We start from the raw sequence: 25050 nt of genomic DNA, 5'->3' as shown, positions 1-25050 counted from the left end.
ATTATACACCATTAATTTTTTTGAAAAATGGATAAAAAAAGTAAAGACTTTTTATATAAATATTTAAATAACCCATCACCTACAGGACACGAAGCAGAAGGTCAAAAAATCTGGTTAGATTATGTAAAACCCTTTGTTGATTCTTCATTCGTAGACAACTATGGCACTGCTGTAGCTGTAGTCAATCCGGAAGCTCCTTATAAAGTTGTCATTGAAGCACATGCAGATGAGATCGCTTGGTATGTCAATTATATTACTCCTGAAGGATATATATATGTCATTAGAAACGGTGGTTCAGACCATCAAATTGCTCCTTCCAAGAGAGTATTACTTCATGGCGAAAATGGCGTTGTAGAAGGCATTTTTGGATGGCCCGCAATTCATACAAGAAAGCCAGGTAAAGAAGCAAATCCTTCATTAGATAATATATTTATCGATGTTGGAGCGGCTTCTAAAGAAGAAGTAGAAGAGATGGGTATTGTGGTAGGTACTGTCATCACCTATGAAGATGAACTTCGTGAGCTTAACAAAGGACGTTATTTCTCAGGTAGAGCCTTAGACAACCGTATAGGCGGTTTTATGATTGCTGAAGTAGCAAGAAGATTAAGTGAAGAAAACCATAAAGTTCCTTTTGGATTATATGTAGTGAATGCAGTCCAAGAAGAAGTTGGTTTAAGAGGTGCCGAGATGATTACACAAACTATCAAACCTAATGTTGCAATTGTTACTGATGTGTGTCATGATTCTTCTGCTCCAATGTACAACAAACAACTAGAAGGTGATACAAAAGGTGGGAATGGACCTGTATTAACAGTAGCTCCAGCAGTACAAAACAACCTCTTTAAGATGCTTGTAAATACAGCTAAAGAGAAAGAAATTCCTTTCCAACGTGCTGCATCTTCTAGAGTAACAGGTACTGATACTGATGCTTTTGCTTACTCTAATGGTGGTGTCCCTTCTGCTCTTATTTCATTACCATTGAAATATATGCACACAACGGTAGAAACAGCACATGCTGATGATATTGAAAATACAATTAAACTGATGACTGAATTCTTGAAACAATTGCCTAATGAGCATGATTTCAGATATATCAAATAATTGATATTAGCTTTTAAAAATAAGTACAAATTCAAAAATAAATCATAGTTAATTTTGAATTTGCACATAAAAAGGTCCTCTTAGCATTTATACAACTAAGAGGACCTTTTTTGAATTCAAGATATTTCTATAAAAAATAAAATTACTGTTTTTTACCTCCAGTCACTTTAGGCATTGACATACCATTGCCTTTTGAAATAATGACATTTACCTTGTTCATTTTATTTTTTTTCAATTTTGACGATTTCAAATCATCCTCACTTCTCATATCACCTTTAGTGGCAACTATATAATAAGATATTTCTTTTAGGCCTTTTGTAAACTTCACTCTACCGTTATCGTTAGTCTTTGATTTGGCTTTGATACCATTTGTTTCATCAAATGCATCATCCTCGTTAGAATAAAGAACTACATCAGCCCCTTTTACCACATTTCCTTTCTCATCTAATACAGTCACCTGAAGACCAATCAAAGCGAATGGGCTTTCAGATTTAGGGATGACATTAAAACTAGATGTCACAATTAATAAAATAACCCCTGATAAAATTGATAGTAAGTTCGTTGTTTTCATAAAAAGATAAATTAGAGTTTAAAAATCATGTCCTAAAGATACATAATACTTAGGATCTGTTTGTCTAAATCCATCTTCAATTCCCCATGCAACATCTAATTTCAGATAATATCCTAATAATGTGGTACGTGCACCTACACCATGTCCCATTAAAAACGGATATCTAAAGTTTTTCACTGTTGCATCAAACGACCCTACTGGACCAATATCTTCTGTATTCAAACTGTTATCTTCCTCAAATGGGTTAACACCTGTCCAAGCTGATCCAATATCAAAGAAAACTGTAAACTGTAAATCTCTCAGTAATTTTGATTTGACTGGACGTTTAGTCAAAAACTTCATCACTGGCATTCTTAACTCGGCATTGAAAACCATATAGTTTTCGCCTTCCCATTTATTCCAGTTAAAACCTCTGAGCGGTGTTGTAAATTTTGTAAACATCAGATCAGTTAAATCTGGAATACTATTGCTGTTCTCCGGTATGCCTCTTGGATCATTATCCATACTACCAAATGCCCAATTTTCCATACCTCCCATACGATATGTTTTAGGACTTTCTCCAAAGAATGATCCCGCCGAACCTCTTAATGCTAAAGTCATTGATCTTAAAACTTTCTGATAATGTCTTATATCAAAGGAGATATTTTGGAAATTGTCAGAAACACTGTTGAGACCAACATAGTTTTCGTATCTAATTTTAGCTCTCGTACCTATCAACATATTTTTCCCTCTCTCTAAGCTATTATCAAATATATATTCAATATTAAAACCTGTCCAATAACGATTGATATCATTATTACTCAGACCGTTTATAGATGTATCTGTAAAACGAGTTGTTGTCAAGAAAGGAAGTACTTCTATTCTACTTCTAATACTAACAGGCAGAGCTACACCCACTTCATAATAGTTTTTACTATAACGATGTTGCAACTGCTCAATTTCTAAAGACTGTCTTTCATACCTTACACTATAATCCAATCGATGTTTTAAATAAAGGTATTCTGCAAAGAAGTTACCATTATTTAATGAGAATGTGCCAAACAAACCAGCGTTGATCTTGTGGTTTTCCATTGCATCTGTCATCATTACCTCAAACTGTAAACCTGACCCCATTAATGGGTCAAACCTCATATTTGTATTGAATCCATCTACAGAAAAACGTATCTCATAATCTTGTGATTTAGAGAACATCGATTTTCTTGCTGAAGCCTCTTGTTTGGCTTTTAATCGATCATTGTATTTACTCCAAAATGCATCTCTTTTATTTTTACTGTAGGAGAAGAACTTATAATTATCAGTATTAGCTTTATCCTCTTCTTCACTATTAGTATAAGTTGGTTTCTGAGGAAGTATACCAATATCAGGTCCCTTATTACCTGTTCCTTTTGTAGTAACGAAAGAATAATTATCAAAATCAATTTCTTCATCAAAAGGATCTCCCTCTACAACCGGCTCAGCCTCTTTTTTTGCCACTTCAACATCAGGTTGATCGTTCACCTTTTTTGCAGTATCCTGTAATACCACTGGCAAAGATTTATCTTCGACCTGAATCGAATCATCCCAAACAATATCATCTCCTTCATAAACAGTATCTACTGTATCTGCTAAAATCTTTCTGAGCTGCTCTTCCTCTTGCTTCGCCTGGAAAATTGAATCTTGAATTCTTTTTAGTTCCTTTTGCCTTTGCTGTTCTCTAAATAGAGCCATTCTCGCTTCTGCCTCACGTTTACGTTTTGCTTGTAACTCTTTCTTCTTTTTAATCTCTCTCAATTCTCGAAGATCCATTATTTGCTGTCTCTTCGTTTTAGGAGTAAAAATGGTCTTATCTGGATTAAGGCTTCCAACATATATATGTTCCTTTTCTTCATTGTAAGCAACATATGCAATGTCACCCTTATATGTCGTATAATCTTTAACACTGTATTTGAAGTTTGAAACCTGTCTTACTAACGAATCTTTTAAATCATAAACAAAAAAGTTAGTAATCCCTTTTCTATCACTGAGAAATAGAACATGATTCTCATCTAAAATGGAAGGTTTAAAATCCTTTCCTAAATTATTTGTAATTCTTTCTAACTTTTGAGGATTGGATTTAGAATAGACAAATAAATTAAAAGTACCTGTAATATCTTCTAATTCTCCTGTTTTGGTTCTAGTAGAATCCACTGATCTGTTAGAACTAAATATTATATCTGAACCATTGGGAAGATAGGAAGGTGTTACATCATCAAAGTAGTCTTTGGTAATTTGCCTTGTTCTACGTCTTGCAATGTTATGTTCATAAATATCTGTTTGTCCTCTTCTTTCAGCACTCATTGCGATTTTCTTTCCGTTCGGAGAAACGGAAATATCATTGATATGATCAAACTTAAATTCGATCTCCCTTTTCAGATATCTAAAGAATGTATTGAAACCACCTTTTGATAAATTATAAATGAACATGTAGTTCTGCCCCTTCTTCTGTGAGAAAATAACCAACTCGTCTCGACTGATCCAGTCTACAAGCGGCACATCATAATCTATTTGTTGATTTACTACCTTATAACCACTTTTGAATATCGTTCGTATTTTTTTCTGCTGAAGGTCATAAATATTGATTTTATATTTCCCTCTCTCATTTTCGGTATAGGCTAACCGTGTTCCATCAGGGCTAATATTTATTTTATTATATATTCTTGACTTCCTATTTTTGGAGATAGCCTCATCTGCGTCAATATCTTTATAGTTTTGTTCTAAAGATTCATGTTCATCTAAATAAAACTTTTTCCACCCTTCAATAAACTCTTCATAAGACAAACCTAAAGTATTTTGAATAGCAATCTTCTCATCCCTTACAATTCTTGTAAGGTTTAGAATCGATGCCATATTACTTTTCCCATATTTCTCTACAAGATAATTCCAAATAGACTGCCCCACTATTTTGGCATTTTCACCTTCTAAATATCGAATGTTAGGAAATTTCTTAGGATGTCTCGAAAAGAAATCTCTGACTTTATCGTCCATATCTCTAGACCAACCACGAGCTATGTAATCTGAAGCTCCCACTATGAACCAATTCGGAAGATTCATCAGATAACTCGACTTGATCATATCTTTCAATGACCCACCATACATCATTTCAAAAATAAGGGCATCAGCAATACTCCTTTTAACATCTTCTTCGAAAAGATACTTTGCTCCACTAAATGCCACTTCTACTTCCGAGCGGATAAAGCTTGTTTGTCCAGTAATCGCGTATCCTTGTTGATTGATACCAATATTACTTTGACGAAGATCCTGAATAGAATTATAAACTAAAATCTTTGTTTTAAAGTAAGGAGCATAACCTACTGTTTCGGTAATATCTTGATATTCCCTTTCGGCTATTTCGCCAGCTATTTTGGCAATTGTAATACCATAGCCATAATAGTAGAGTTCAAAATGTTCTGTTTCGATGAAACTCCAATCAAAAATCTCATATTGTACCCTATTTTTCCCGAAATTCTCCAAACGGAAAAAATGTTGAGCATTTATACTTGTTGTAACAAACAAGAATAATACTAAGATTGAAATAAATAATTTGCAGTGTCGGTTCATATTATAAAGGTTGCCCGTTCTAGGAGCTGTCAGATATTTAAATAGATAGATAATGCTGCACACGATTTAACTTAATCCCGCACATCACAAAAAGAGTTAATAAAAAGATAGCTTACTATCAGCCAAATCGAAATTAAGATATTTTTCGAGATTGACTACAATTAATTTAATAAAAAAAATTGACGAATGTTTACTAAAAAATACAAAAGATGACCATTTTCTGCTTTTGATCATTTTTTATTGGTGACTTAAACCTAATATTTTTCTGATATTCTCAAATAATCTGTTTATTTTTGGCTTGAAAACGAAAAATTGGTAAAAGACAATAAAAAAATACAGTCTTAATTAGATTATGGCAGAAGTAATCAGAATGCCTAAGATGTCAGATACGATGACAGAAGGCGTAATAGCATCTTGGTTAGTAAAAGTAGGCGATGAAATCGCTTCAGGCGATGTAATCGCAGAGGTTGAAACTGATAAAGCAACTATGGAGTTAGAAAACTATGAAGATGGTATTCTACTTTACATTGCGGTTCAAGAAAAAGAAGCAGTTCCTGTAGATGGAATTATTGCTATTGTTGGTGAAGAAGGAGAAGATTTCCAATCTCTTCTTGATGGTGGTAATGCGGCTCCTGCTGCAGAAGCTCCAGCACCTACTGAAGCTCCAGCTGCAGCCCCTGCACCTGCTGCAGAGGCAATTGATACTTCAGGTATTAATGCTGTTGTAGTTAAAATGCCTAAAATGTCTGATACCATGACTGACGGTACCATTTCACAATGGTTAATGAAAGTTGGTGACGACGTTGAGGCTGGTGATATCCTTGCTGAAGTTCAAACAGACAAGGCTACAATGGAATTAGAATCTTACGATGAAGGTAAGTTATTATATGTAGCTGTTGAAGATGGTGGTTCTGTTCCTGTTGATGGCGTAATCGCTATCATTGGTGAAGAGGGCGCTGACTTTGAAACACTTCTTAAAGCTGAAGAAGCTAAATCAGCAGCTCCGGCTCCGGCGGCAGCTCCTACAGCTGAAGCACCAGCTCCGGCTCCTGTAGCGGCACCAGCTCCAAAAGCGGCAGCTCCGGCTCCTAAAGCAGCTCCAGTAGCTTCTACTCCACAATCACGTGATGCAGCTCCGGCTCCTGAACATGACGGCAAGAGAGTTTTTGCTTCTCCATTAGCAAAGAAAATGGCAGAAGACAAAGGTTTCAACATCGCAATGATTCCTGGTTCTGGCGAGCACGGTAGAGTAATTAAAAGAGACGTTGAAGCTTATGTTCCTGCTCCAACAACAGCACCTGCGGCTCCTGCAGCTGTAGCAGCTCCAGTTGGTGTAGAGAGTTTTGATGATCAACCAATGAACAGCATGCGTAAGGCAATCTCAAGAAACCTTACTGCTTCTCAATTTGGTGCTCCTCACTTCTACTTGACAATGGACATCGACATGGACAATGCTATTAAAGCAAGAAAGTCTATGAACGAGCTTCCTGACGTTAAAGTATCATTCAACGATATCGTAGTAAAAGCTGTTGCAGCTTCATTGAAGCAACACCCTATGGTAAACTCTTTAGTTGAAGGTGATTCAATCAAAGTTGCTAGCCATGTAAACGTTGGTGTAGCAGTTGCAATTCCTGACGGTTTAGTAGTTCCAGTAATCAGAAATACAGACTTAATGTCTTTATCTCAGATTTCTAGCACTGTGAAAGAAATGGCAGGTAAAGCAAAAGACAAGAAACTTTCTTTAGATGAAATGTCTGGTGCAACGTTCACTATTTCAAACTTAGGTATGTTTGGAATTGAGCAATTCACTTCAATCATCAATGCTCCTGCTTCTTGTATCTTAGCAGTAGGTGGTATTAAGCAGGTTCCTGTAGTGAAAAACGGTCAAATCGTACCAGGTAATGTAATGAAAATTACACTTACTTGTGATCACAGATCTGTTGACGGTGCTATCGGTGCAGCCTTCTTACATACATTGAAAGGTTTATTGGAAGATCCAGTTAGAATCTTAGTTTAATTAAGATCTCAAAATAAATTTAAGAGCAGTTTTACTTTGGTAAAGCTGCTTTTTTTATGACTATACTTTTGAAAATATAGCTCATATCTCAAATAGGTTTAAACACAAAAAAGCACAACATACAAAAACATGTTGTGCTTTTTTTGTGATTGGATTAATCGTCCTCTGTCGTTAGACAGCTTATCTTTAGTATTATTCGCAATTATATTAACGGTATGTGAACAAAAAATGTTACAGGAAAAATGATTTTTATTTTATTTTTTACAAAAAAGATCATTTCTGTATAACAAAATGTAAAATAACTACCATTGACCGTGCTTTATTTCTTCAATTGCCATCTCTAAAATTGTATCAATATTCTTCTGAGTATCAGCAGGATTCTGAGTTTGATAGATATCGGGAGGAACACCTAATTCAAAATCCAAATCACCGTCTACGGATCTAGTCTGAGTCACTGACATTCTATAATACCATCCATTAGGCAACTGCCCCCCCCTTGGAGCACCTAACCCTCCTCCCGTTGGCACTCCAATAATTTTTACATCTCTCAACTTTTGAACAGCTTTCATTGCTGTTGCAAAATAAGAAGTTGCACTGTAACAGCTTCTATCGGTCAGTACTATAATTTTTTCAGGATAATAAAGACCAGAAGGTGATATTGTAGCAGATACCCAATCGTCAAAATCATCTTCACCAGGTCCTACCTTATTTCTACTATAATACAAGGTTGTTTCTCCGGCATCAGCTGGAATAAAACGTTCACACAACTGGAATATATTGAGTGGTGAACCTCCTCCGTTACTTCTGACATCAATGATCAACCCTGCAGTTGACCTTCCATACCTTGAGATCACATAATCAATATCATAGTTGGATATCAGAGAAGCAAAACTACTATACCTCACATAGCCAATTCCTCGAATATCATTGGGGTTTCCATTTACATGTAAAGTATCAATCACTTTTTGACCATTATCATCTATTCTATGAATAAAGTCATGTTGTAAAGGACCTGTTACAAAATATTGCTCACTCAAATAGGAAGCTCTGACAATTCTTGTACTGTAATTAGAATCAGGAACAGCTAACTCAGGGTATCGAGAAACACTAAATGGCGAGTACAAATTAACATGACCATCTTCTAATGTTTTTAGCATGTCAAACATTAAACTAAAAAACAATTCTTGAGGCATATCATCTTCCACCTTAGAATTGTAAACAGTGTAGACACTATCCCAATCTATATTTTTTAATTCAAGGTATGAGTATTGCTCATTGACCTTATTCCATAAATATTCAAAGGAAGCTCTATGATTACTTCCTGGATCTTTTTCTATAAATAAGTTTTCACAGCTAAATAAAAAAACAGCTACAAAAACACTTAAGACAACAGTTTTAAATTGATTTGTTTTCATTTTTATTTATTTCCCGTGACATTAAACATAAATGCTAAACCTAATTGATGATATGCACCTTGAGTATTTCCGCTACTTCCTTCATTGACTGCAAAATACTTCCATTCGTAAAAAAGCTTAAAAGCATTTTTATTATGCAACCTATAGTACATATCTAGCCTTGAATTAAATTGAACAAGGTCTCCAATAAAAGCAAAATTTTGTTTTGCACCTCCTGAAATAAAATTAGCTCCAGTTGTAAAATCACTAATTGTGTTGAAACTAGGGCGCATATAAGTTCCCATTATCGGAAGTGAAACAGTCCACAAAAACGTCAAATCTCTATCACGTTTCCTAAAAAACTTACCCGTTTTGTTGAGGTGTACATCCCACCCTAATTGTGCTCCAGGACCAATACCAGAAATATATTCAAAATTCAGTGCTGAGTTAGTGTATGAAAAATTACCTCTGAAGTTACCAGTAAAATCAACGGCTCCTCCCACTCTTAAAAATGCATTAGGTGTACCTTTAAACACTGAATTAATAGTCCATAAGGCGTGAGTATGAATTGGAACTGTATAAAAAATATTACCACCTGTATCGGTATCACCAGCTAAATCAGTTCGCATTATTCCGAATGTAAAACCTCCATCAAAAAGGAATTCAAACTTTTCATTTCTAGTAATAAAACCGCCGTTTCCTCCTATACCTGCACCTCCATACAATAAAGGAGAGAATGCTGCATCCCTAGATTTAGAGGAGACGTTTAGGGTTGTTCCGAAGAATAAAAATTGTTCTCTATACTTTGAGGTATTACTTAATGAGTCAGATTGACCATAAGCGAAAGGTAAAGTAAAATAAGAGAGCAATAAGAAGACACTTAGTGTTCGTAAGCTCTTGGTGAGACTCATTTCAATTGATTTAGATGAATAGATAAAAAAGTAATTATCATCTATCAATTTAATGAACCTTTTTCATATATAAAAAGGAAAATATTCATGATTTATACTTAATTTTATTTTGAATATTAAGGCAAAAGAAAAGTTGTTTTTTATCTTTCTTTTAACTTTCTATTGAAATCATTCATATCTCTTCTTACTATCAGAACTTAAAAGCAATAGTTTTTTATGTCTCACTCTCTTTCATACAAGCTACTGATTTCCTTTTTTTTATTATTCCTTTCCTCCACACTAAACGCTCAAACAGGTAGATATTGGAGTAATAGTTTTAACACTGACGCTAGTTTACTATCCGGTGCTGTGGTTGGAGGAGGTAGCGGTATTGCCTCAATATTTTACAATCCATCACAAATTGCCGATATAGACTATAAAACCTTCTCCATTTCTGCGAATATATTTAGCACCTATATTTTCAGATATGATAATGCACTTGGAGGTGGGGATAGTTACTCTGATTGGGACTTTAAAGTACAACCTCGTTTTGTTGCCTTTTTGCTTAGACCCAAAAATTGGGACAAAACGAGCATTGAATTAGCCAGTTTTACGAGAGATAATATTTCCTCTGAAATAAGAAGCAGAACGGCACAACAAATAGATGTCATAAAGTCTCTTCCAGGAATTGAAGAATACATCGGAGATTTTTATTATAGAATGGAATATGAAGACTATTGGATAGGAATAGGAATGGCCAAAAAATACTCTGATAAATTTAGCTTCGGTGTTAGCGCATTTCATTCTTATGCAGTCATTAACTACGATTACAACCTAGAAACAAAAGCCTACAACATTGAGAAAGGTGCTGCAGCTGATATTGAAGATTTTTACATTGCTAATTTTGCTAATGTTCAAAATATCAAAGGATACACTTCCAGATTCTTACTTAAAATAGGATTTAAATATACAGTAAATGACCTTCATTTAGGGTTGAATATCACAACTCCAACAATGGCTTATGCTGGCACATCAAAGGTTTACAGAGAAGTGAGTGTACAAAATGTAAATAATATAGACCATCAGCCTCTTCCAAATATGTTGGCAACCGAACAACAAGAAGAATTAGAAACTCGATTTAAAGAACCATTTAGTGTTGCTTTTGGTGCCACCTATTTTAGAAAAAAATCATCTTTATATTTTACGGTTGAATATTTTGCTCCTATCAAAAAGTATAATCTAATCACTGATATGCCACCAGAAGCATTCGTAACCAATAATATTATTGGTTTTAAAACTGAAAATTGGCTGAACTACAAAGCACAGCATCGCAATGTCACAAATGTTGCAGTAGGAATGAGAGGTAATATCAATCAAAATATTGAATTAATTGGAGGTTTTAGAACCGACTTTACTTACACACCTTATACTGGAGGAGGAGATAATAAATTCCCTTCAGAAATTACTACATTTTCATTAGATCAATATCACTTTACAGGTGGTGCACAATTTAAAATTTTCAAAACAGATATAATTGCAGGACTCCAATACTCCCTTTCTAGAGGAAAGAATCTAAAGCAAGTTGCTAATTTTTCTAATCCTGTTGAATTTTCTCCAGAAGATCGTATAGTTTTGCAAGGCAAAAGAGATCACTCTATGGGAATACGCGAGAATACTCTAAGCCTATTCCTTGGGTTTACTTACAATATTGGACAATCTTCAGAATGAGACTTTTAAATTGGATTAAAGAAATATTCAAACCACAATCATCCATAAATTATTGGGAACAAGCAATTTCTGAAGAAAATATAGAAGAACGTTTTCATGAATTATATAATGCTTATTGTTCACTTCATGGTAAAATTGCAGCAGTAATTCCGCAACAAAAGATCACTTCTATCGAAGGAAATTACGCTGTAAACGGTCATAATACATGGGCTACTGATAGCACTTACAATGGAAACTTAAATCTATCCTTACTCAACGATGGACAATGGTTTTCGAAATGGGATTTAGGTATTAGCGGTCAAATTCAATCAGGAAAAGGCTTCTTATATCATAACTTCTTAAATATTCAATTCAATTATCGAGATGAAGAAAATCAATATTGCGGAGAGGTCATATATTGTTTCATTAATGATAAAAAAGCAATTGGTTTTTGGATCGAAGAAGGCATTTATGAAGTGGGCTACGAAGAGTTAAATTTGAAAAATAAAGGATTTTAGAAAATGAAGAGCAAAGAAATATACCAAACTTTAATTGCACAAAAAGGCAAGAGTACAAACTACGCGAAGTTTAATCAATTGTCTGAATACCAAAAAAAATGCCTGTACAATTCTAATTATTGGAGAGTACAAACAGGTGAAGAACCTATCCCTGTACCAGAAACAAATACTTCTTATTGGGAAGATATTGAGAAAAATTTGGAAAAATGTCTTGATGAAGACTAATTTAAGGGAAACAAATAAAAAACTGCACGGAATTGTTCTATCATCATGAGTATTGAACCAAACGACATCATCAACAGTAATATCAAAAAAAAGATCTTTGGCGGGTATGACACCAAAGATGTTAGCAGACTTTTACACAAAGTAGCCAAAGAAGTAGAAGATTTAAAATCTCAGAATGATACAATGCTTCAACAATTAGAAGAAAATAGAAAGAGGCTACAAAAATTCGAAGAACTTGAAGATAAGATGATAGATAGTATCAATAATGCCGAAAATGCTCGTCAAAAGGCAATAGATGATACTAAATCTCAAACTTCTGCCATGCTCGCAAATGCTCAGCAACGTGCTCAATTTATTGTTCAAGAAGCGGAAGATAGAGCTCAAAAAGCAATGGAAGAGGTGCAAAAAAGGTATCAACATGAAATGGATACCTTACGCAAAAACACTAAAATGATCAAAAGGGATTATCAAGCGATTGATAATTATTCTGATAAGCTTTTAGAAGCCCTAAGTGATATGGCCGAGAAAACTTTGGGTGAAGCAAGAAGATTAAAAGCAATCAAAAAGTTGGCATATAGTGATCAAGAAGCTGTAAAAGCTCAAAAAGAACAAACTAAGAAAATGCAGGACAAAATTGCCGTTGACGATTCTTTAAACACCAACTTTTTTGAAGATTTAAATCTTGACTAATCAATTCATAATGAAACATACTATTGCTCTAGAAGGGCTAGAATTTTTTGCTTACCATGGTTTTTTTGAAGAAGAACAAAAAATAGGTAATAAATACGGAGTTGACCTTTTTGTGGACACTAACTTTGATGATGCAGCACAAACTGACAATCTAGAAGGTACTATCAATTATATGGATTTATATAATATAGTGAATAGCGAAATGAGTGTTTCGTGCAAACTTCTAGAGCATCTAGGGCAAAAGATTGTCGATAGAATATATCAAAAATGGCCTAAAACAGCTTTTCAGGTTACCGTAAAAGTCAAAAAATATAATCCTCCTATTGGCGGTGTATGTTATGCATCAAGCATCAGCATCACTCAGTGAAAAATTCTTAGCTAAATTATCAATCAAACCAATAAAACCTGGTAAACTAGGTAAGAGCTCTGCATTGTCGGTCATTTCATAATCCATACCAATGATCTGTCTTCCTGTAAGAAGGACCTTTGTGTCTGGAAATGCCTTACCAAGATTTAAAATATACTCCTGTAAATTACCGGTTTTGATAAGTGAAGTAGATACCGTTAGCATATACTCGCAAGGTGTAGTCTTGTAAACCTCTTGCAGTTCTTCTAATGGTAGCGACTGTCCTAAATAAGTTACTTTAAAACCTCTAGACTTGATGATATAACAAGCAAAAAGTAAAGTAATTTCGTGTAACTCTCCTTCGGGTAAAAAGAGTGTAAATCGCGGTTTACCCTTATCATCCTTCAACATAATCGCATCTAGTGCTACGATAATCTTTTGTCGTACTAGATGGGAGATAAAGTGCTCTTGTGCAGGCGAAATAGCTCCAATTTGCCAAAGAAAACCCACTCTTGTAAGGAAAGGGAATATTATATTGATCATACTTTCTTCGAAGCTGTATTTCAATATTGCAGTTGAAATCACCTTTTCGAATTGAAATTCATCAAAGTTAAGCATGCAAGTAGTTAGCTGCGTGATTTGATCGGAATAATTGTCACTTGAGCTCATGACATTAAAAACCTCCTCTCGAATTTGCTCTTGCGTTAACTTTGCTATTTTTGAGATTTTAATACCATGTGAATTAAGCAACGATACGTTAAGCATTAATTTTAGGTCATCATCATCATAGTAGCGTATGTTTGTTTCCGAACGTTTGGGAATAATTATTTTGTAGCGTTGTTCCCAGATTCTTAGAGTATGTGCTTTTATTCCAGTAAGGTGTTCTAAATCTTTTATTGTGTAAGTACTCATATTACTTTACATATTCTAAATTAGTACTCCAATAACATTTTGTCATTAAAATTGTTTTAACTTTTGAAAGATCATTTACTTAAAAATCCATCATTTCATTATTATAATTCAGATCAAAATAATAAAAGAATCATTATATGCATACACGGCTACGGTCAGCGTGCTGAGATTTTCAAGATCTTATCCAATAAACTATCACAATTTGCAATATTAAGCATAGATTTACCATTTCATGGTAGTAGCAATTCTAACCACAATATTCATCTTCTTTGGAGCGACCTTAAAGTATATCTTGAAAAAGAACTTTTTCATGAAATAAACTTAATTGGTTACTCAATTGGTTCCCGACTTGCTACTTTTTTTTATTCACAAGCCCCTCAACTTTTTAAGGAAATATACCTCATTGCCCCTGATGGAATCGCAAAAAATCCAATATTTCCTATTGTTACTCACACTTTCGTATCCCCTTTTTTTAGGTTTGCAATGTCAAATCAAAAAGTTATTCACAATACACTGACATATTTGACAAACATGAAGTTAATTAAAAGAAGTTTATTTCAATTTGCTTCAAAAAGCTTAGGTTCTCCACAAGAAAGTGAAAAAGTTGCCAACACATGGATTGCGTTGAAAGATACTCAGTTGGAAAACAAAAAGTTACTCACAATCCTTGCCCAACATAATACTAAATTGTATTTACTTGTTGGCCAAAAAGACAAAATCATTACAGTTCGAAAAGTAAATGATGTAGCACGAAAACTTCCCAATGATCAAATCATCTATTTTGATGCTAATCATTCTCAAGTATTCATTGAAAGTATACAATGGATTACTGAAAAAAAGACCTCACAGATGTAAACTCTATGAGGTCTTTTATGACATAAAAGTTCTTTTTATTCAGCTGATGAAGTCGCTTCAATTAAACCTTTACGCTCTAATAATTTAAACATAAAACCTTTAGCAACTTCTGTAGGGAAAATCGAGAAAGGTAAGTATAAAGGCATACCTAAACGTTTTGCAAAGAAACGTTGTACTTTATTGGCCTCAATATTATCGTTACCAAGCATCAATACGAAAGCTTCTTTCGTTACTTTTACGCTTTTCACCATTTCCCATTTTACTGGCATACCTTCTTTAGCATTACGCTTCATCATGATAAAACGGCTATCAATTTCGTAAGATAACTTCTCAAAGAACATTTTACTTTGTTCCATTTGAGTTGCACCCATAAATTGTGCCCACCAAAATAAAATGTATAAAACGGAAATGAATACGGATAAACCTACCATCCACCAGATAGAAGACGACCATATTAATGATGGAATGATGATGATAGCAGCAGGAATAAACCAAAACCACCATAATTCTTTCATCACACCCATTAGGCCCAACTTTACATAAGTACTCGATTCTAGTTGGTATTTTTTTGTCTTAATTGTCATAATATGCTTTATTTTACAGCTTTAAGGCTGATATCTTTACTTAAACTTGAATGTGTCAATGCACCTAACGAGATAAAATCAACACCTGTTGAAGCAATTTCGGCTACTTTTTCTTCAGTCACACCTCCTGACGCTTCTGTATCTGATTTTCCATTAATAATACTAACAGCCTCCTTCATTGTTGGCACATCCATATTATCTAACATGATCACATCTACATCAGCTTCAATTGCTTGACGTACTTCATCAAGGTTACGAGTTTCAACTTCAATTTTCAAGTCTTTATTCTTCGCCTTTAAGTACGCTTTTGTTTCGCTGACTGCTTTTGCAATACTTCCTGCATAATCAATATGATTATCCTTAAGCATTACCATATCATAGAGACCAAATCGGTGATTTTGTCCACCACCAATAAACACTGCCCATTTTTCCATCAATCTGAAATTGGGAGTAGTTTTCCTTGTGTCAAGAATTTTTGTAGATGAATCTTTGATTAGGCTAACAACTCTTTGAGTATGCGTGGCAATACCACTCATTCGTTGTGCACAGTTTAAAGCTAGACGCTCACCCATTAAAATAGCACGAGCATTACCTTTAATTTTCATTACAATATCACCTTTGCTTAAAAGGTCACCCTCTTCTACAAAAGTTTCGATTTCCATTGTAGGATCTAAGTGTAAAAAAATTCGCTTAGAAATTTCTATTCCTGCGATTACACCATTGTCTTTGAAGATCATTTGTGCTGACTCAATAGCATCTTCTGGCACTGCAGAAAGCGTTGAGTGATCTCCATCTCCTATATCTTCATTCAATGCCGTTGTAATAAACGCATTGATGGCTTCTTCTGTTAAATATTTCGGTTTCACGGACACAAAAGTAATCAATTGAATTTATTGTTCAACGATATAATCCATCTTACAAAAGAAAAATATAAATTCTTTGAAATGCTTGATCGTTTAGTAATAACAGAACAATAAAAAAAGCCATGCATTGCATCGCTTTGTCTATAAAAAAGGGCCGGTTGGAATTCTTCCTTTTATAACAAGATTAGGTTTCCTGAACAATGTCGACCTTCCACTGTTAACATTCTAGGAATGACTTTACCGAAGTAAAGTTGAGGCCTGCTCTTCAAAAATCAGTACACCTTATATGAGTTCACGTTGAAAAATCCAATATGTGACCGACCCAAGACAAAGGTCATAAATAATAGGATAATTCACAACATAAATTCTATTATTAACAGTAGTGAACACAAGTTATCAGACTACAATTGGCATTACTATTCTAAATGTAGTACCTACACCTGGTGTAGATTCAAGAATATAGATTCTTCCTCCATGATATTCCTCAATAATCCTTTTTACCAATGTAAGCCCTAAACCCCAACCTCTTTTCTTAGTGGTATAGCCAGGATTGAAAACCTTACTCACTTTATTTTTAGGAATACCTTTACCTGTATCCTTTACATCAATTTCAACGGCTGTTTTATGTTGAGTAAGTCGAATAAAAACATTGAGCTCTCCAACCCCATTCATTGCATCTACAGCATTTCGACATAGGTTTTCAATTACCCATTCAAACAATGGCAGACTAACATTGATTTCTACCGGACTGTCGATTTCATAATGAACACCCAATTTTACTTTGCTGGAAATTCTTTTCGACATATAATCCAAAGCGCCTCTCACTGATGGTTCCAAATTGACTGGCTTTAAAACAGGTTCAGAACCAATATTTGAAAAACGTTGCGTAATCATTTCCAATCGAGTCACATCTTTTTGAAGTTCTTCTATAATGGATTGATCAAAATCTTCATCCGTCTTAAAATATTCAATCCAGGCTACCAATGACGAAATCGGTGTTCCAAGTTGATGAGCCGTCTCTTTAGCTAACCCTGCCCAAACTTGATTTTGTTCTGCTCTTCTTGAAGTAGAGAATACTAAATAGGCCGTTAAAGCCAATATGCCTAATACTGAAAGTTGGATAATCGGAGCGAATCTGAGGTTACTTACCAAGTTTGAATCGGCATAAAAGATATATTGGATCTCGCCATTCGAAAAATCAATTCGGATTGGATCATAATCTTCCTTCATATCCTCGATTTTATTGATCAGGAAATCTTGTTGTTCTGCAACATTGAGACCTTTAGGAATAGTAATGTTTTTAGAAGAGATGGGTATACCATTCTCATCTGCAAGAATAACAGGAATCAGATCGTTACCTTTGATCACTTCCATTAATAGAAAAGTGACATCTGCATTATCTTCTGCTCCCATTGAAGCTAACTTTGCCTGAACCTTAGCAAAAAAGTCTATTTGATCATATTCTCTCAACCTTAATTCATCCACCAACAATTCCGTATACACCAAAGAGGTCAATCCAATGATTAAACCAATAGTAATTACTAATACTTTTAATGTGACTCTATTTGAATAAATCTGTGCTTTCACTCTTTGGTTGAATTAGGTTAATTATTGTAGAATTATTGATTGAACAACACTTCTCTCATTAGGATAGTATTCTAAATACAACTTTTTAAAATTAGGGTAATCTTTATCGGCTTTATTAGAAAGTACCTCAATCACATTTTGAGGATTCGGCGTTAACATTTCTCCTAATACTATTTCCGAATATACTTCTTTATAAGGGCTTTGTTCAAAGTAAGTGTACCCTTCTGATTGCTTATTTTTACTAATTACCCCAACAATTGCTTTTACTTCTTGATCGGTGTTAGGGTTCTCAAAAAACAATGCGGCCAATTCACCTTTCAATTTACCCTTTTTAACTTCAAGCGAAATAGAATCATATAATTGTGCAAAGTTCTTACTATCTAGTTTACCTTTATATTCTAAACCAGACAAAACCCAACCTTCATTATCTCTTTCTTTTACCTGAATATCAACAAACCAACCTGATTGTATTCCTACTATTCCCAATGAAATAAATATAAATAGTATTACAATCCATACCTTGGTATTTCCCATAAAATTAAATCTTCAATAAGTGATAAAAAACAAATTTCGTAAAACGAAGAAGAACTCTAAAAGTGTTACTAAAGTTCAAAATTTGCACTTTTTTTTGGTTAAAATATTACATTGATTCCACGAATCAAGCTAAACTTTTTTTTTCATTTTTCTCAAAATCGCGACCGTCATTCTTGAAATACAAACCAATTCGCCGTCTTCGTCAGTAATATTAATTTCCCAGACGTGAGAATTCTTTCCAAGATGAACAGGTTTTGCCGTTCCGATGACAAATCCATTTCTTGTACTTTTTATATGATTGGCATTGATTTCTTGACCAACAGGCACAAATTCAGTATCATCTATATGAGTTAGAGCTCCAACACTACCTAATGTTTCTGCTAACACTAAAGATGCACCTCCATGTAATAAACCCATAGGTTGCTTGGTTCTTTGGTCCACCGGCATTTTAGCACTGATTAGTCCATTTTCAACTTGAATAAATTCTATATCAAGGTGTCCAAGCATGTTGTCTCTCAAGTTATTAAGATTTTTTATTGTAAATTTACTGTTAAACATACATGAAGGTTAATTTTTTTTTATACTTAACTAACATTTTTTACGTAAAATAAGGTAGTAGCTTTTCCTTTGAGGAAGCAATTTAAAAATATGTTTTACCATTAAATCATTAATCAGATGATTTTATTAGAAAAATCTAAATTAAGTTATGAATGCAAAACACATCTATATTATCAGGCATGGCGAGACTGATTTTAACAAAAAGGGATATGTACAAGGTAGTAGTATAGATTCCAATCTAAATGAACTAGGAACGCTTCAATCCGAAGCCTTTTTCAAGAAATACAACCACATCGCATTTGATAAGATTTATACTTCTAATCTAAAAAGAACACATCAAACAGTTCTACCATTTACAGCATCAGGAGTCCCTGTTCAATCTCACCATGGTTTGAATGAAATCAGCTGGGGAGAAAAAGAAGGACGAAAATTGACAGAACAAGATGATAAGAACCACATGAAGCTGTTATTTGAATGGCAAAATGGTAATTATGATTATAAACTGGAAGATGCTGAATCTCCTAATGATGTTGTAAAACGTCAAAAGGAAATAATGGATCAAATCTTATCAAAAACAGATGAAAAAAATGTTCTTATTTGTACGCATGGTCGTGCGATGAAAATATTGGTTTCTTATTTAATGGATGAACCTTTAAGTAAAATGGACCAATACGAACATTCTAATCTTGCTTTATATCATTTAGTTTACAAAAATGGCCTCTTTAGAATAGTACAGGCCAATGACATCAGACACTTAGAAAAAATCCAAACAAAAGTACATGCTAGCTAATTCTTATTTCTCAACTTCTGCATTTAACTTTTCAATTAATGCAGGCAAATCAGACATATCCTGAATAACGTTTTTAACCCCTAATGTTTTCAGGGTATGTTCATGATCACTCTTTAAGTGAGAAGCTCCAATAAAACCAATTACATACATACCTGCAGCTAGTCCAGCTTTCGCTCCACTAGTACTATCTTCAATCACCACTACTTTACTCGGATCTACACCCAAATCTTTTGCTGCAAATAAATACACATCAGGTGCAGGCTTAGGATTATCCACACTTTCTACTCCAGAGTATACTCTATCCCCAAATTCGTTTCTCAATCCCGTAAAATCAACAGCATGGTTAATTTGCTCTTTGTAACTATTTGAGATAATAGCCTTAGGAAGATCAATGGCTTCGTATGCCGCTTTCGCACCTTTTATGGGTTTATCTTCCGTTTTTGCAGCTTCCTTATATTGATCGGTAATTTGAGTAATAAAATCTTCAGGAAGAGTAAAACCATGCTCTTTTGAGAGCTTTGTCATAATTCCACTGAATGTTTGTCCTGCAAAATTACTTAAATACTCATCAACTGTCATTGGAACCCCAAACGAGTTAATGTATTTTACCATTACTCTAGCTGCAACGATCTCACTGTCTATAATGACACCGTCACAATCAGAAAATAAATATTCGAATCTCATTAGTTTAATTTTTTCTCTCTTAATGGTGCAAATGTAATATATAAAAAGGCCAATAGACAAAAGATTCCGGACAAGATAAATGACCATCCAATTTGTGAAAGCTCATTTGCATAAATGTACCCTGAACCCAATGCTCCTAAACCTATACCAAGTTCTAAAGCAATGTACATTGTCGCAATTGCTCTCCCTCTATGCAATGGATTACTTCTATCAATAGTCCAGGCGTATAATGTTGGTGAATTAGTACCAATTCCTAACCCCAAAACAATCGCTCCCAAATACAATTCTAAATCTGTGCTAACAAAACCTATCCATACCAATGCAATCATCAACATTAAAGTAGAGAACTTTAAAACTGGCAACCTACCATAACGATCTGACAACCTTCCGGCAAATACTCTTACTAACATTGATGCCCCCGTAAAGAACATAAAAAACATCCCTTTATTCTCTATTCCCAATGATTTACTATAATCAGGAATGAGCGTGAGGATTACCCCATAAGATGTGGTACATAGAAGCATGACAATGGAAGGTGATAATGCATTTTTATCTACAATCTCATTTCTTTTAATATTAAAATGCTCTAATCTCAGCTTCTCAGGGTTTTCAAGCGTTTCTTTTAGGCCTGATAAAATTAATATCGACAATAAAGAAATGCCAGAGGCACAATAAAACATGGTGTCAAGATCTGTTTCTAAAGCCAACCAACTCCCTATGATTGGTCCCAAACCTATTCCTGTACTTGAGCAAAACCCTAATATACCCAATGCTTCTCCTCTTCTTTCAAAAGGAACAATATCAGCCAAATAAGCCGAGGTGCCGGTAGGTTTAAACCCTGTACTGAAACCATGAAAGAACCGGATCAGTAAAAAAGCAGCAACACTTCCTATCAGTGGATAAAACAATGTACACACACAACTCACTACTACACCTACTACCATGACAGGTACTCTACCTACTCTATCCGTCAATTTTCCACTAAAAGGTCGGGATAAACCCGCTGAAAGTGTAAATATTGAAATGATGTATCCTTTATATTCTTCACCACCCAAAGAAGTTAAATAATCAGGCAATTCTGGAATGATCATATTAAAACTGGTAAAAAAGAGTAGAGAACTACTACATAGTAACCAGAAGTTAAGAGTATATTTTTTTTGATTTTGAGTCATTTGTTCTTTTAGTTTATCATTAAAAAAGGGTACATCCTCAGCTTATAAAGAATGTACCCTAGTGAATTGTTTTGGAGACTTAGGCAAAAGCCCTATTTAAAATCCCTGCCAAACGAATTCCTGCAATTTTGATACGCTCTTCCAATACCGCATAATTATCATACATGTATCGGTATCCTAATTTACCATCTCCTACTTCAGAATAATATTTTGTAGCTAATTCAAAAGACTCATTCATCATATCTACAGTAGAAGCACTTTGTAACCTCTCAACCTCTTCTTTAGTCGCTCTATCTACATATAAGGCTACCTCAGTATAAGATAGTTCTTTTGATTTCAGCATCTCAGAGTCCCATACCCTATGGATATTGGAAGGTTGACCAAACCATGTAACTTTAACTTTGTTTCCTCCAAGATCTGATTTATGACCAACATGAAAAGGTTGATGTAAATCCCCAATCAAATGAGTCAATACTTTCACAGCCATTGCTTTCTTTTTCTTTGAAGCCGTTTCATCTTCTAAAATTGCCGTCATATCATCTATTGCTTTAACAATATCCCCTTTTGGGCTTCTTTCAATAGACTCAAAAGTTTCTCCTTCATCAATATTGATATAATGCCAAGAGTACATGAAGCTATATTTTTTATCCGATTTTATATCGTCCATCCATGTAGAAACCATTGGCAGGTAAGCAGAGTCTCCAAGAATATTCTCCAACTCTTTCTTTGCTTTTTTTGTTAAATGATTTTCAGCTACATGTGCTACGGCACGATGTCCTGTTTGTCCCCATGCCCATACTTCAGATTGATTTAACAAGAAAATTAGGAGTAATGAGAATAAGGATAAAGTATAGTAATTTCGATGCATTTTGATATGATTGGTTAAATTTTTGTTCTAATCGTGTGCAAGATAAAGGGTACATGATATCAAACAAAGCTTATTGATTGATGTTTATATTTTATCATTTATAATTGACAATCATTTAATGTTAATTGTCTATACCATAAGTCCAAAGATTTAATTAAACTTGTATACTAATTCTTATTGTCTTGGTATTACACATATTTTTACAATAACTCTATCATTTTATTATGAAAAAAATCTTAACTCTTTTTATTGGTTTATTACTTATTGGAGCTACAGCCCAAGCTCAAGACGGATTATTTAGCTTTGGTATTAAAGGTGGTATTGGTGCTTCTAATTACGACTTAAGTGGTCCTGTTACAGGATGGTCAACAGAAGGAACTGCCTCTTGGCATGTTGGTGGTATGTTTAGAACTAACATTCCTGTATTACCTATTTACGCTCAAGTTGAAGCATTATACTCTAGAGTTGGTGGTACAATCACTCTCCAAGGTCAAGGATCAGATGATGGATATGTTAATAGATTTGATGTACCTATCGTTGTAGGTTTAAAATTCGGTTTATTAGGTATTAGTGGCCGTGTATTTGGTGGTGCTGTTGCTCAATCAAACTTTCCTGAAGACGCTGATGATTTAGATTACAATAATTTCACTTGGGGATGGCAAGCAGGTATTGGTGCGGACATCAAAAAACTTACAGTGGATGTAAAATATGAGTCTGGATCAGAGTTAATTTCACAACAGTTAAATACTCCATCTATCAAAACTACTCAATGGATCTTAAGTGTTGGTTACTTCTTCGGTGGATAATCAAAACTTCAAACATAAAAATAAAGGCTATCATTTACTGATAGCCTTTATTTTTTTATCTTCTTTTCCCGTCTTCTGGGCAGTTAACATTATAAATATGATAACTTAATGTAAACCCTAAGAAGTAATAATTATCTCTCCAAGAAGGATATACCGTCTGTTCTCTTTCTGGAGCTGTCCTTGCTCCCCTGTAGATAGAATCAGTATTATCATTCCATAGCGGTTTCACAATGCTAAACTCCATACCAAAATCTAAGTAGTAAGAAATTCTCTTTTTGAAACCAATTCCAACCGGAAGAGTCACTGCAGTATAAGCTTTATTGGCATTAGTAGTAGTTGTGTTTAAAACTGGAAAAACACCCGCTCCCAATTGCATAAAAAAGTAAGGCGTAAAGTTGTCAATTTTTCTTTTGTGTTCTCTAAACTTCAAAAAATTGTATTCAAATCCTGTTGCTACATTGAACATCAAATTTTCGAAACTTGCATTTCGGGCTTGATGAAATGGCTTATCATAAAGTGCATCATCTCCTGTATACCAACCTAAATCTAAACTTGTTCTCCATAAGAAATGGTTTCTTATTTTATACTTAGCGGCGAATTTCCCTCCGACTCTAAAGGCAGCAGGATGAGGTATAGGAGACACATCTCCAGAATAAAAAGTGGTTCCAACACCGCCACTTAATACCCAATACTGTGCACTTGCTTCATGACTATTTACAAAAGTGATAGTAATTAAGAAGCATGAGATCAAAAGACATTTCAATTCCTTTTTCATACTTTGTTTATTTAAAAAAATCAAGTCTAAGTACCAACTAAAGCAATCGTGCATTTTGTTTGCAAACATAATTTATCAAGTCACAATTAAGTTATAAAGGATAATATTGATGCTTTTTTATGAAACATCCAAGGCAAACACTTCTTCAACGAAGTACAAAAAGTCTGATTACGTTTGTTTAATACTTTAGATTAGGTTCAAAAAAAGTCCGTACAGTTTCCTGACGGACTTTCAATTTATTTATTTATTCTTTAACGGAACTTAGGCATCTTTATAGATCCACCTACAATGTAGTTCAACTGAAATCCTAGAGTTAAAAACACATCATTTACATCACGTGTACTAGGACTTGAGTTAATCTCATTATCAATTCCGTCAATTAAATCTGATCCGGTATAATTTGCCGTAGCTTCAAATGCAATATCAAGATGAGAAGTCAACTTATATCTTACACCTAGTGCTACTGGCACAACATAAGTTACTGTATTTACCCTAATTTCGTCAGTGATTATACTTCCTTGATAATCCGCTGCAGGTTTTTGTCTTACAGATGAGGTTGCAAATAAGGCTCCAATCCCTAACCCAATATATGGAATTGGCACTTTAGGCCTTCTGTAGAACACCCCAGAGTTTGGAAATAAATCTACAATACCCATCGCATTAAGCTGAAGAGCATAAGTATTGAATTCCAAGCCTCTGTCAACATTTAGGCCTGCATCTTTGTCGCTGCCGGAGAATATGTTGTTATTCAACGATAAACGAGCAGTAACTCTTGGCATCATTCTTTTTTGGATAAAACCTCCAAATTGGAATTTTGTATGTGACCAATCAATACTTCCTAAGCTATTTGCAGGAGATAAATCCCCCATAAAATTGGCTGTAGTGATCATACCACCAAAACTGATGTATCTCTTTTTCGTTGTAAATCGAGCCCTACTTCTCATACCTTGAGCATTACTTTCAGTATAAGCAAAGCATAGAAGGATCAAAAATAAAACAGCCTGAAGTGAAGTTTTAAATTTCATTC

At 34.4% G+C, this 25050-nt stretch carries 25 protein-coding genes; 10 read left to right on the top strand and 15 right to left on the bottom strand.

Annotated features, from left to right (window positions below):
* Positions 1-27 precede the first annotated feature (27 nt).
* Positions 28-1101, top strand: a complete 1074-nt coding sequence (locus tag PL77_RS02545) for a M42 family metallopeptidase (protein ID WP_044201335.1) — start codon at positions 28-30, stop codon at positions 1099-1101.
* Positions 1102-1243: 142 nt separating this feature from the next.
* Here PL77_RS02545 and PL77_RS02540 read toward each other — a convergent pair whose 3' ends face one another.
* Both PL77_RS02540 and PL77_RS02535 read right to left on the bottom strand, forming a co-directional pair.
* Complete coding sequence (locus tag PL77_RS02540) at positions 1244-1672, bottom strand: carboxypeptidase-like regulatory domain-containing protein (RefSeq protein WP_044201333.1); 429 nt, start codon at positions 1670-1672, stop codon at positions 1244-1246.
* An 18-nt stretch (positions 1673-1690) separates the two neighbouring features.
* Positions 1691-5248 carry a PD40 domain-containing protein gene (locus PL77_RS02535; RefSeq protein WP_082026364.1) on the bottom strand — a complete coding sequence of 1186 codons (3558 nt, stop codon included), beginning with the start codon at positions 5246-5248 and terminating at the stop codon, positions 1691-1693.
* A gap of 352 nt (positions 5249-5600) precedes the next feature.
* Between PL77_RS02535 and PL77_RS02530 the strand changes: the two genes are divergently transcribed.
* Complete coding sequence (locus PL77_RS02530) at positions 5601-7265, top strand: 2-oxo acid dehydrogenase subunit E2 (protein WP_044201330.1); 1665 nt, start codon at positions 5601-5603, stop codon at positions 7263-7265.
* Positions 7266-7567: 302 nt separating this feature from the next.
* Here the strand turns inward: PL77_RS02530 and PL77_RS30135 are convergent, their stop codons facing one another.
* Both PL77_RS30135 and PL77_RS02520 read right to left on the bottom strand, forming a co-directional pair.
* Entirely contained in the window at positions 7568-8680 is a 1113-nt protein-coding gene (locus tag PL77_RS30135; protein ID WP_052444112.1) for a S41 family peptidase, read from the bottom strand.
* Between the two features lie 2 nt (positions 8681-8682).
* Entirely contained in the window at positions 8683-9570 is an 888-nt protein-coding gene (locus tag PL77_RS02520) for a hypothetical protein (RefSeq protein WP_044201328.1), read from the bottom strand.
* 216 nt (positions 9571-9786) lie between these two features.
* Here PL77_RS02520 and PL77_RS02515 point away from each other — a divergent pair, with 216 nt between their 5' ends.
* Genes PL77_RS02515 through folB form a run of 5 tightly spaced genes read left to right on the top strand, consistent with a single transcriptional unit; the run spans position 9787 to position 13056 of the window.
* The gene (locus tag PL77_RS02515; protein WP_044201326.1) at positions 9787-11277 is read left to right on the top strand and encodes a hypothetical protein; all 1491 of its coding nucleotides are present in this window, start codon (positions 9787-9789) and stop codon (positions 11275-11277) included.
* Positions 11274-11774, top strand: a complete 501-nt coding sequence (locus tag PL77_RS02510) for a hypothetical protein (protein ID WP_052444111.1) — start codon at positions 11274-11276, stop codon at positions 11772-11774. Before PL77_RS02515 ends, PL77_RS02510 begins: the two co-directional genes overlap by 4 nt.
* Before the next feature lie 3 nt (positions 11775-11777).
* Positions 11778-11999: a hypothetical protein gene (locus tag PL77_RS02505; protein WP_044201324.1), complete on the top strand. Its 222-nt coding sequence runs from the start codon at positions 11778-11780 to the stop codon at positions 11997-11999.
* 45 nt (positions 12000-12044) lie between these two features.
* Positions 12045-12689 (top strand): DivIVA domain-containing protein, encoded by a 645-nt coding sequence (locus PL77_RS02500; RefSeq protein WP_044201321.1) that lies wholly within the window; start codon positions 12045-12047, stop codon positions 12687-12689.
* A gap of 10 nt (positions 12690-12699) precedes the next feature.
* A complete protein-coding gene (folB, locus tag PL77_RS02495) occupies positions 12700-13056 on the top strand; it encodes a dihydroneopterin aldolase (RefSeq protein ID WP_044201319.1) in 357 nt (118 codons plus the stop codon).
* Here the strand turns inward: folB and PL77_RS02490 are convergent.
* Positions 13033-13947, bottom strand: a complete 915-nt coding sequence (locus PL77_RS02490; protein WP_044201318.1) for a MerR family transcriptional regulator — start codon at positions 13945-13947, stop codon at positions 13033-13035. The two genes, folB and PL77_RS02490, sit on opposite strands and share 24 nt — an antisense overlap.
* 63 nt (positions 13948-14010) lie before the next feature.
* On the opposite strand from PL77_RS02490, the gene PL77_RS02485 reads away from it, so the two are divergent.
* On the top strand, positions 14011-14802 hold the full coding sequence (locus PL77_RS02485) for an alpha/beta fold hydrolase (protein ID WP_044201315.1): 792 nt from the start codon (positions 14011-14013) through the stop codon (positions 14800-14802).
* Positions 14803-14837: 35 nt separating this feature from the next.
* Here the strand turns inward: PL77_RS02485 and PL77_RS02480 are convergent, their stop codons facing one another.
* The 5 genes from PL77_RS02480 to PL77_RS02460 all read right to left on the bottom strand — a co-directional run bounded on the left by PL77_RS02480 (position 14838) and on the right by PL77_RS02460 (position 18928).
* Positions 14838-15386, bottom strand: a complete 549-nt coding sequence (locus PL77_RS02480) for a hypothetical protein (protein WP_044201314.1) — start codon at positions 15384-15386, stop codon at positions 14838-14840.
* A gap of 8 nt (positions 15387-15394) precedes the next feature.
* Positions 15395-16252 (bottom strand): carboxylating nicotinate-nucleotide diphosphorylase, encoded by an 858-nt coding sequence (nadC, locus tag PL77_RS02475; protein WP_044201312.1) that lies wholly within the window; start codon positions 16250-16252, stop codon positions 15395-15397.
* Positions 16253-16645: 393 nt separating this feature from the next.
* A complete protein-coding gene (locus PL77_RS02470; RefSeq protein WP_044201310.1) occupies positions 16646-17836 on the bottom strand; it encodes a PAS domain-containing sensor histidine kinase in 1191 nt (396 codons plus the stop codon).
* Between the two features lie 21 nt (positions 17837-17857).
* On the bottom strand, positions 17858-18370 hold the full coding sequence (locus PL77_RS02465) for a hypothetical protein (RefSeq protein ID WP_044201309.1): 513 nt from the start codon (positions 18368-18370) through the stop codon (positions 17858-17860).
* 129 nt (positions 18371-18499) lie between these two features.
* Positions 18500-18928 carry a hotdog fold thioesterase gene (locus PL77_RS02460; RefSeq protein WP_044201307.1) on the bottom strand — a complete coding sequence of 143 codons (429 nt, stop codon included), beginning with the start codon at positions 18926-18928 and terminating at the stop codon, positions 18500-18502.
* A 148-nt stretch (positions 18929-19076) separates the two neighbouring features.
* Between PL77_RS02460 and PL77_RS02455 the strand changes: the two genes are divergently transcribed.
* Positions 19077-19718, top strand: coding sequence for a histidine phosphatase family protein (locus PL77_RS02455; protein ID WP_044201305.1), 642 nt, complete (start codon positions 19077-19079; stop codon positions 19716-19718).
* A 3-nt stretch (positions 19719-19721) separates the two neighbouring features.
* On the opposite strand, the gene PL77_RS02450 is transcribed toward PL77_RS02455, so the two are convergent.
* From PL77_RS02450 to PL77_RS02440, 3 genes are all read right to left on the bottom strand, one after another.
* On the bottom strand, positions 19722-20402 hold the full coding sequence (locus PL77_RS02450; RefSeq protein WP_044201303.1) for an HAD family phosphatase: 681 nt from the start codon (positions 20400-20402) through the stop codon (positions 19722-19724).
* On the bottom strand, positions 20402-21574 hold the full coding sequence (locus tag PL77_RS02445; RefSeq protein ID WP_044201300.1) for an MFS transporter: 1173 nt from the start codon (positions 21572-21574) through the stop codon (positions 20402-20404). Before PL77_RS02445 ends, PL77_RS02450 begins: the two co-directional genes overlap by 1 nt.
* Before the next feature lie 79 nt (positions 21575-21653).
* Positions 21654-22442, bottom strand: a complete 789-nt coding sequence (locus PL77_RS02440; RefSeq protein ID WP_044201297.1) for a S1/P1 nuclease — start codon at positions 22440-22442, stop codon at positions 21654-21656.
* A 224-nt stretch (positions 22443-22666) separates the two neighbouring features.
* On the opposite strand from PL77_RS02440, the gene PL77_RS02435 reads away from it, so the two are divergent.
* Complete coding sequence (locus PL77_RS02435) at positions 22667-23248, top strand: outer membrane beta-barrel protein (protein WP_052444108.1); 582 nt, start codon at positions 22667-22669, stop codon at positions 23246-23248.
* Positions 23249-23303: 55 nt separating this feature from the next.
* Here the strand turns inward: PL77_RS02435 and PL77_RS02430 are convergent, their stop codons facing one another.
* Together PL77_RS02430 and PL77_RS02425 are read right to left on the bottom strand one after the other, a co-directional pair.
* Positions 23304-24023 (bottom strand): DUF6089 family protein, encoded by a 720-nt coding sequence (locus tag PL77_RS02430; protein WP_156152220.1) that lies wholly within the window; start codon positions 24021-24023, stop codon positions 23304-23306.
* A 251-nt stretch (positions 24024-24274) separates the two neighbouring features.
* Entirely contained in the window at positions 24275-25048 is a 774-nt protein-coding gene (locus PL77_RS02425) for a DUF6089 family protein (protein WP_044201293.1), read from the bottom strand.
* Between the last annotated feature and the right edge of the window lie 2 nt (positions 25049-25050).

The organism is Flammeovirga sp. OC4, from assembly GCF_000812565.1.
Lineage (GTDB): Bacteria > Bacteroidota > Bacteroidia > Cytophagales > Flammeovirgaceae > Flammeovirga.
Note: the sequence above shows the minus strand (reverse complement) of the source record. Positions and strands in the feature narration are given on the sequence as shown.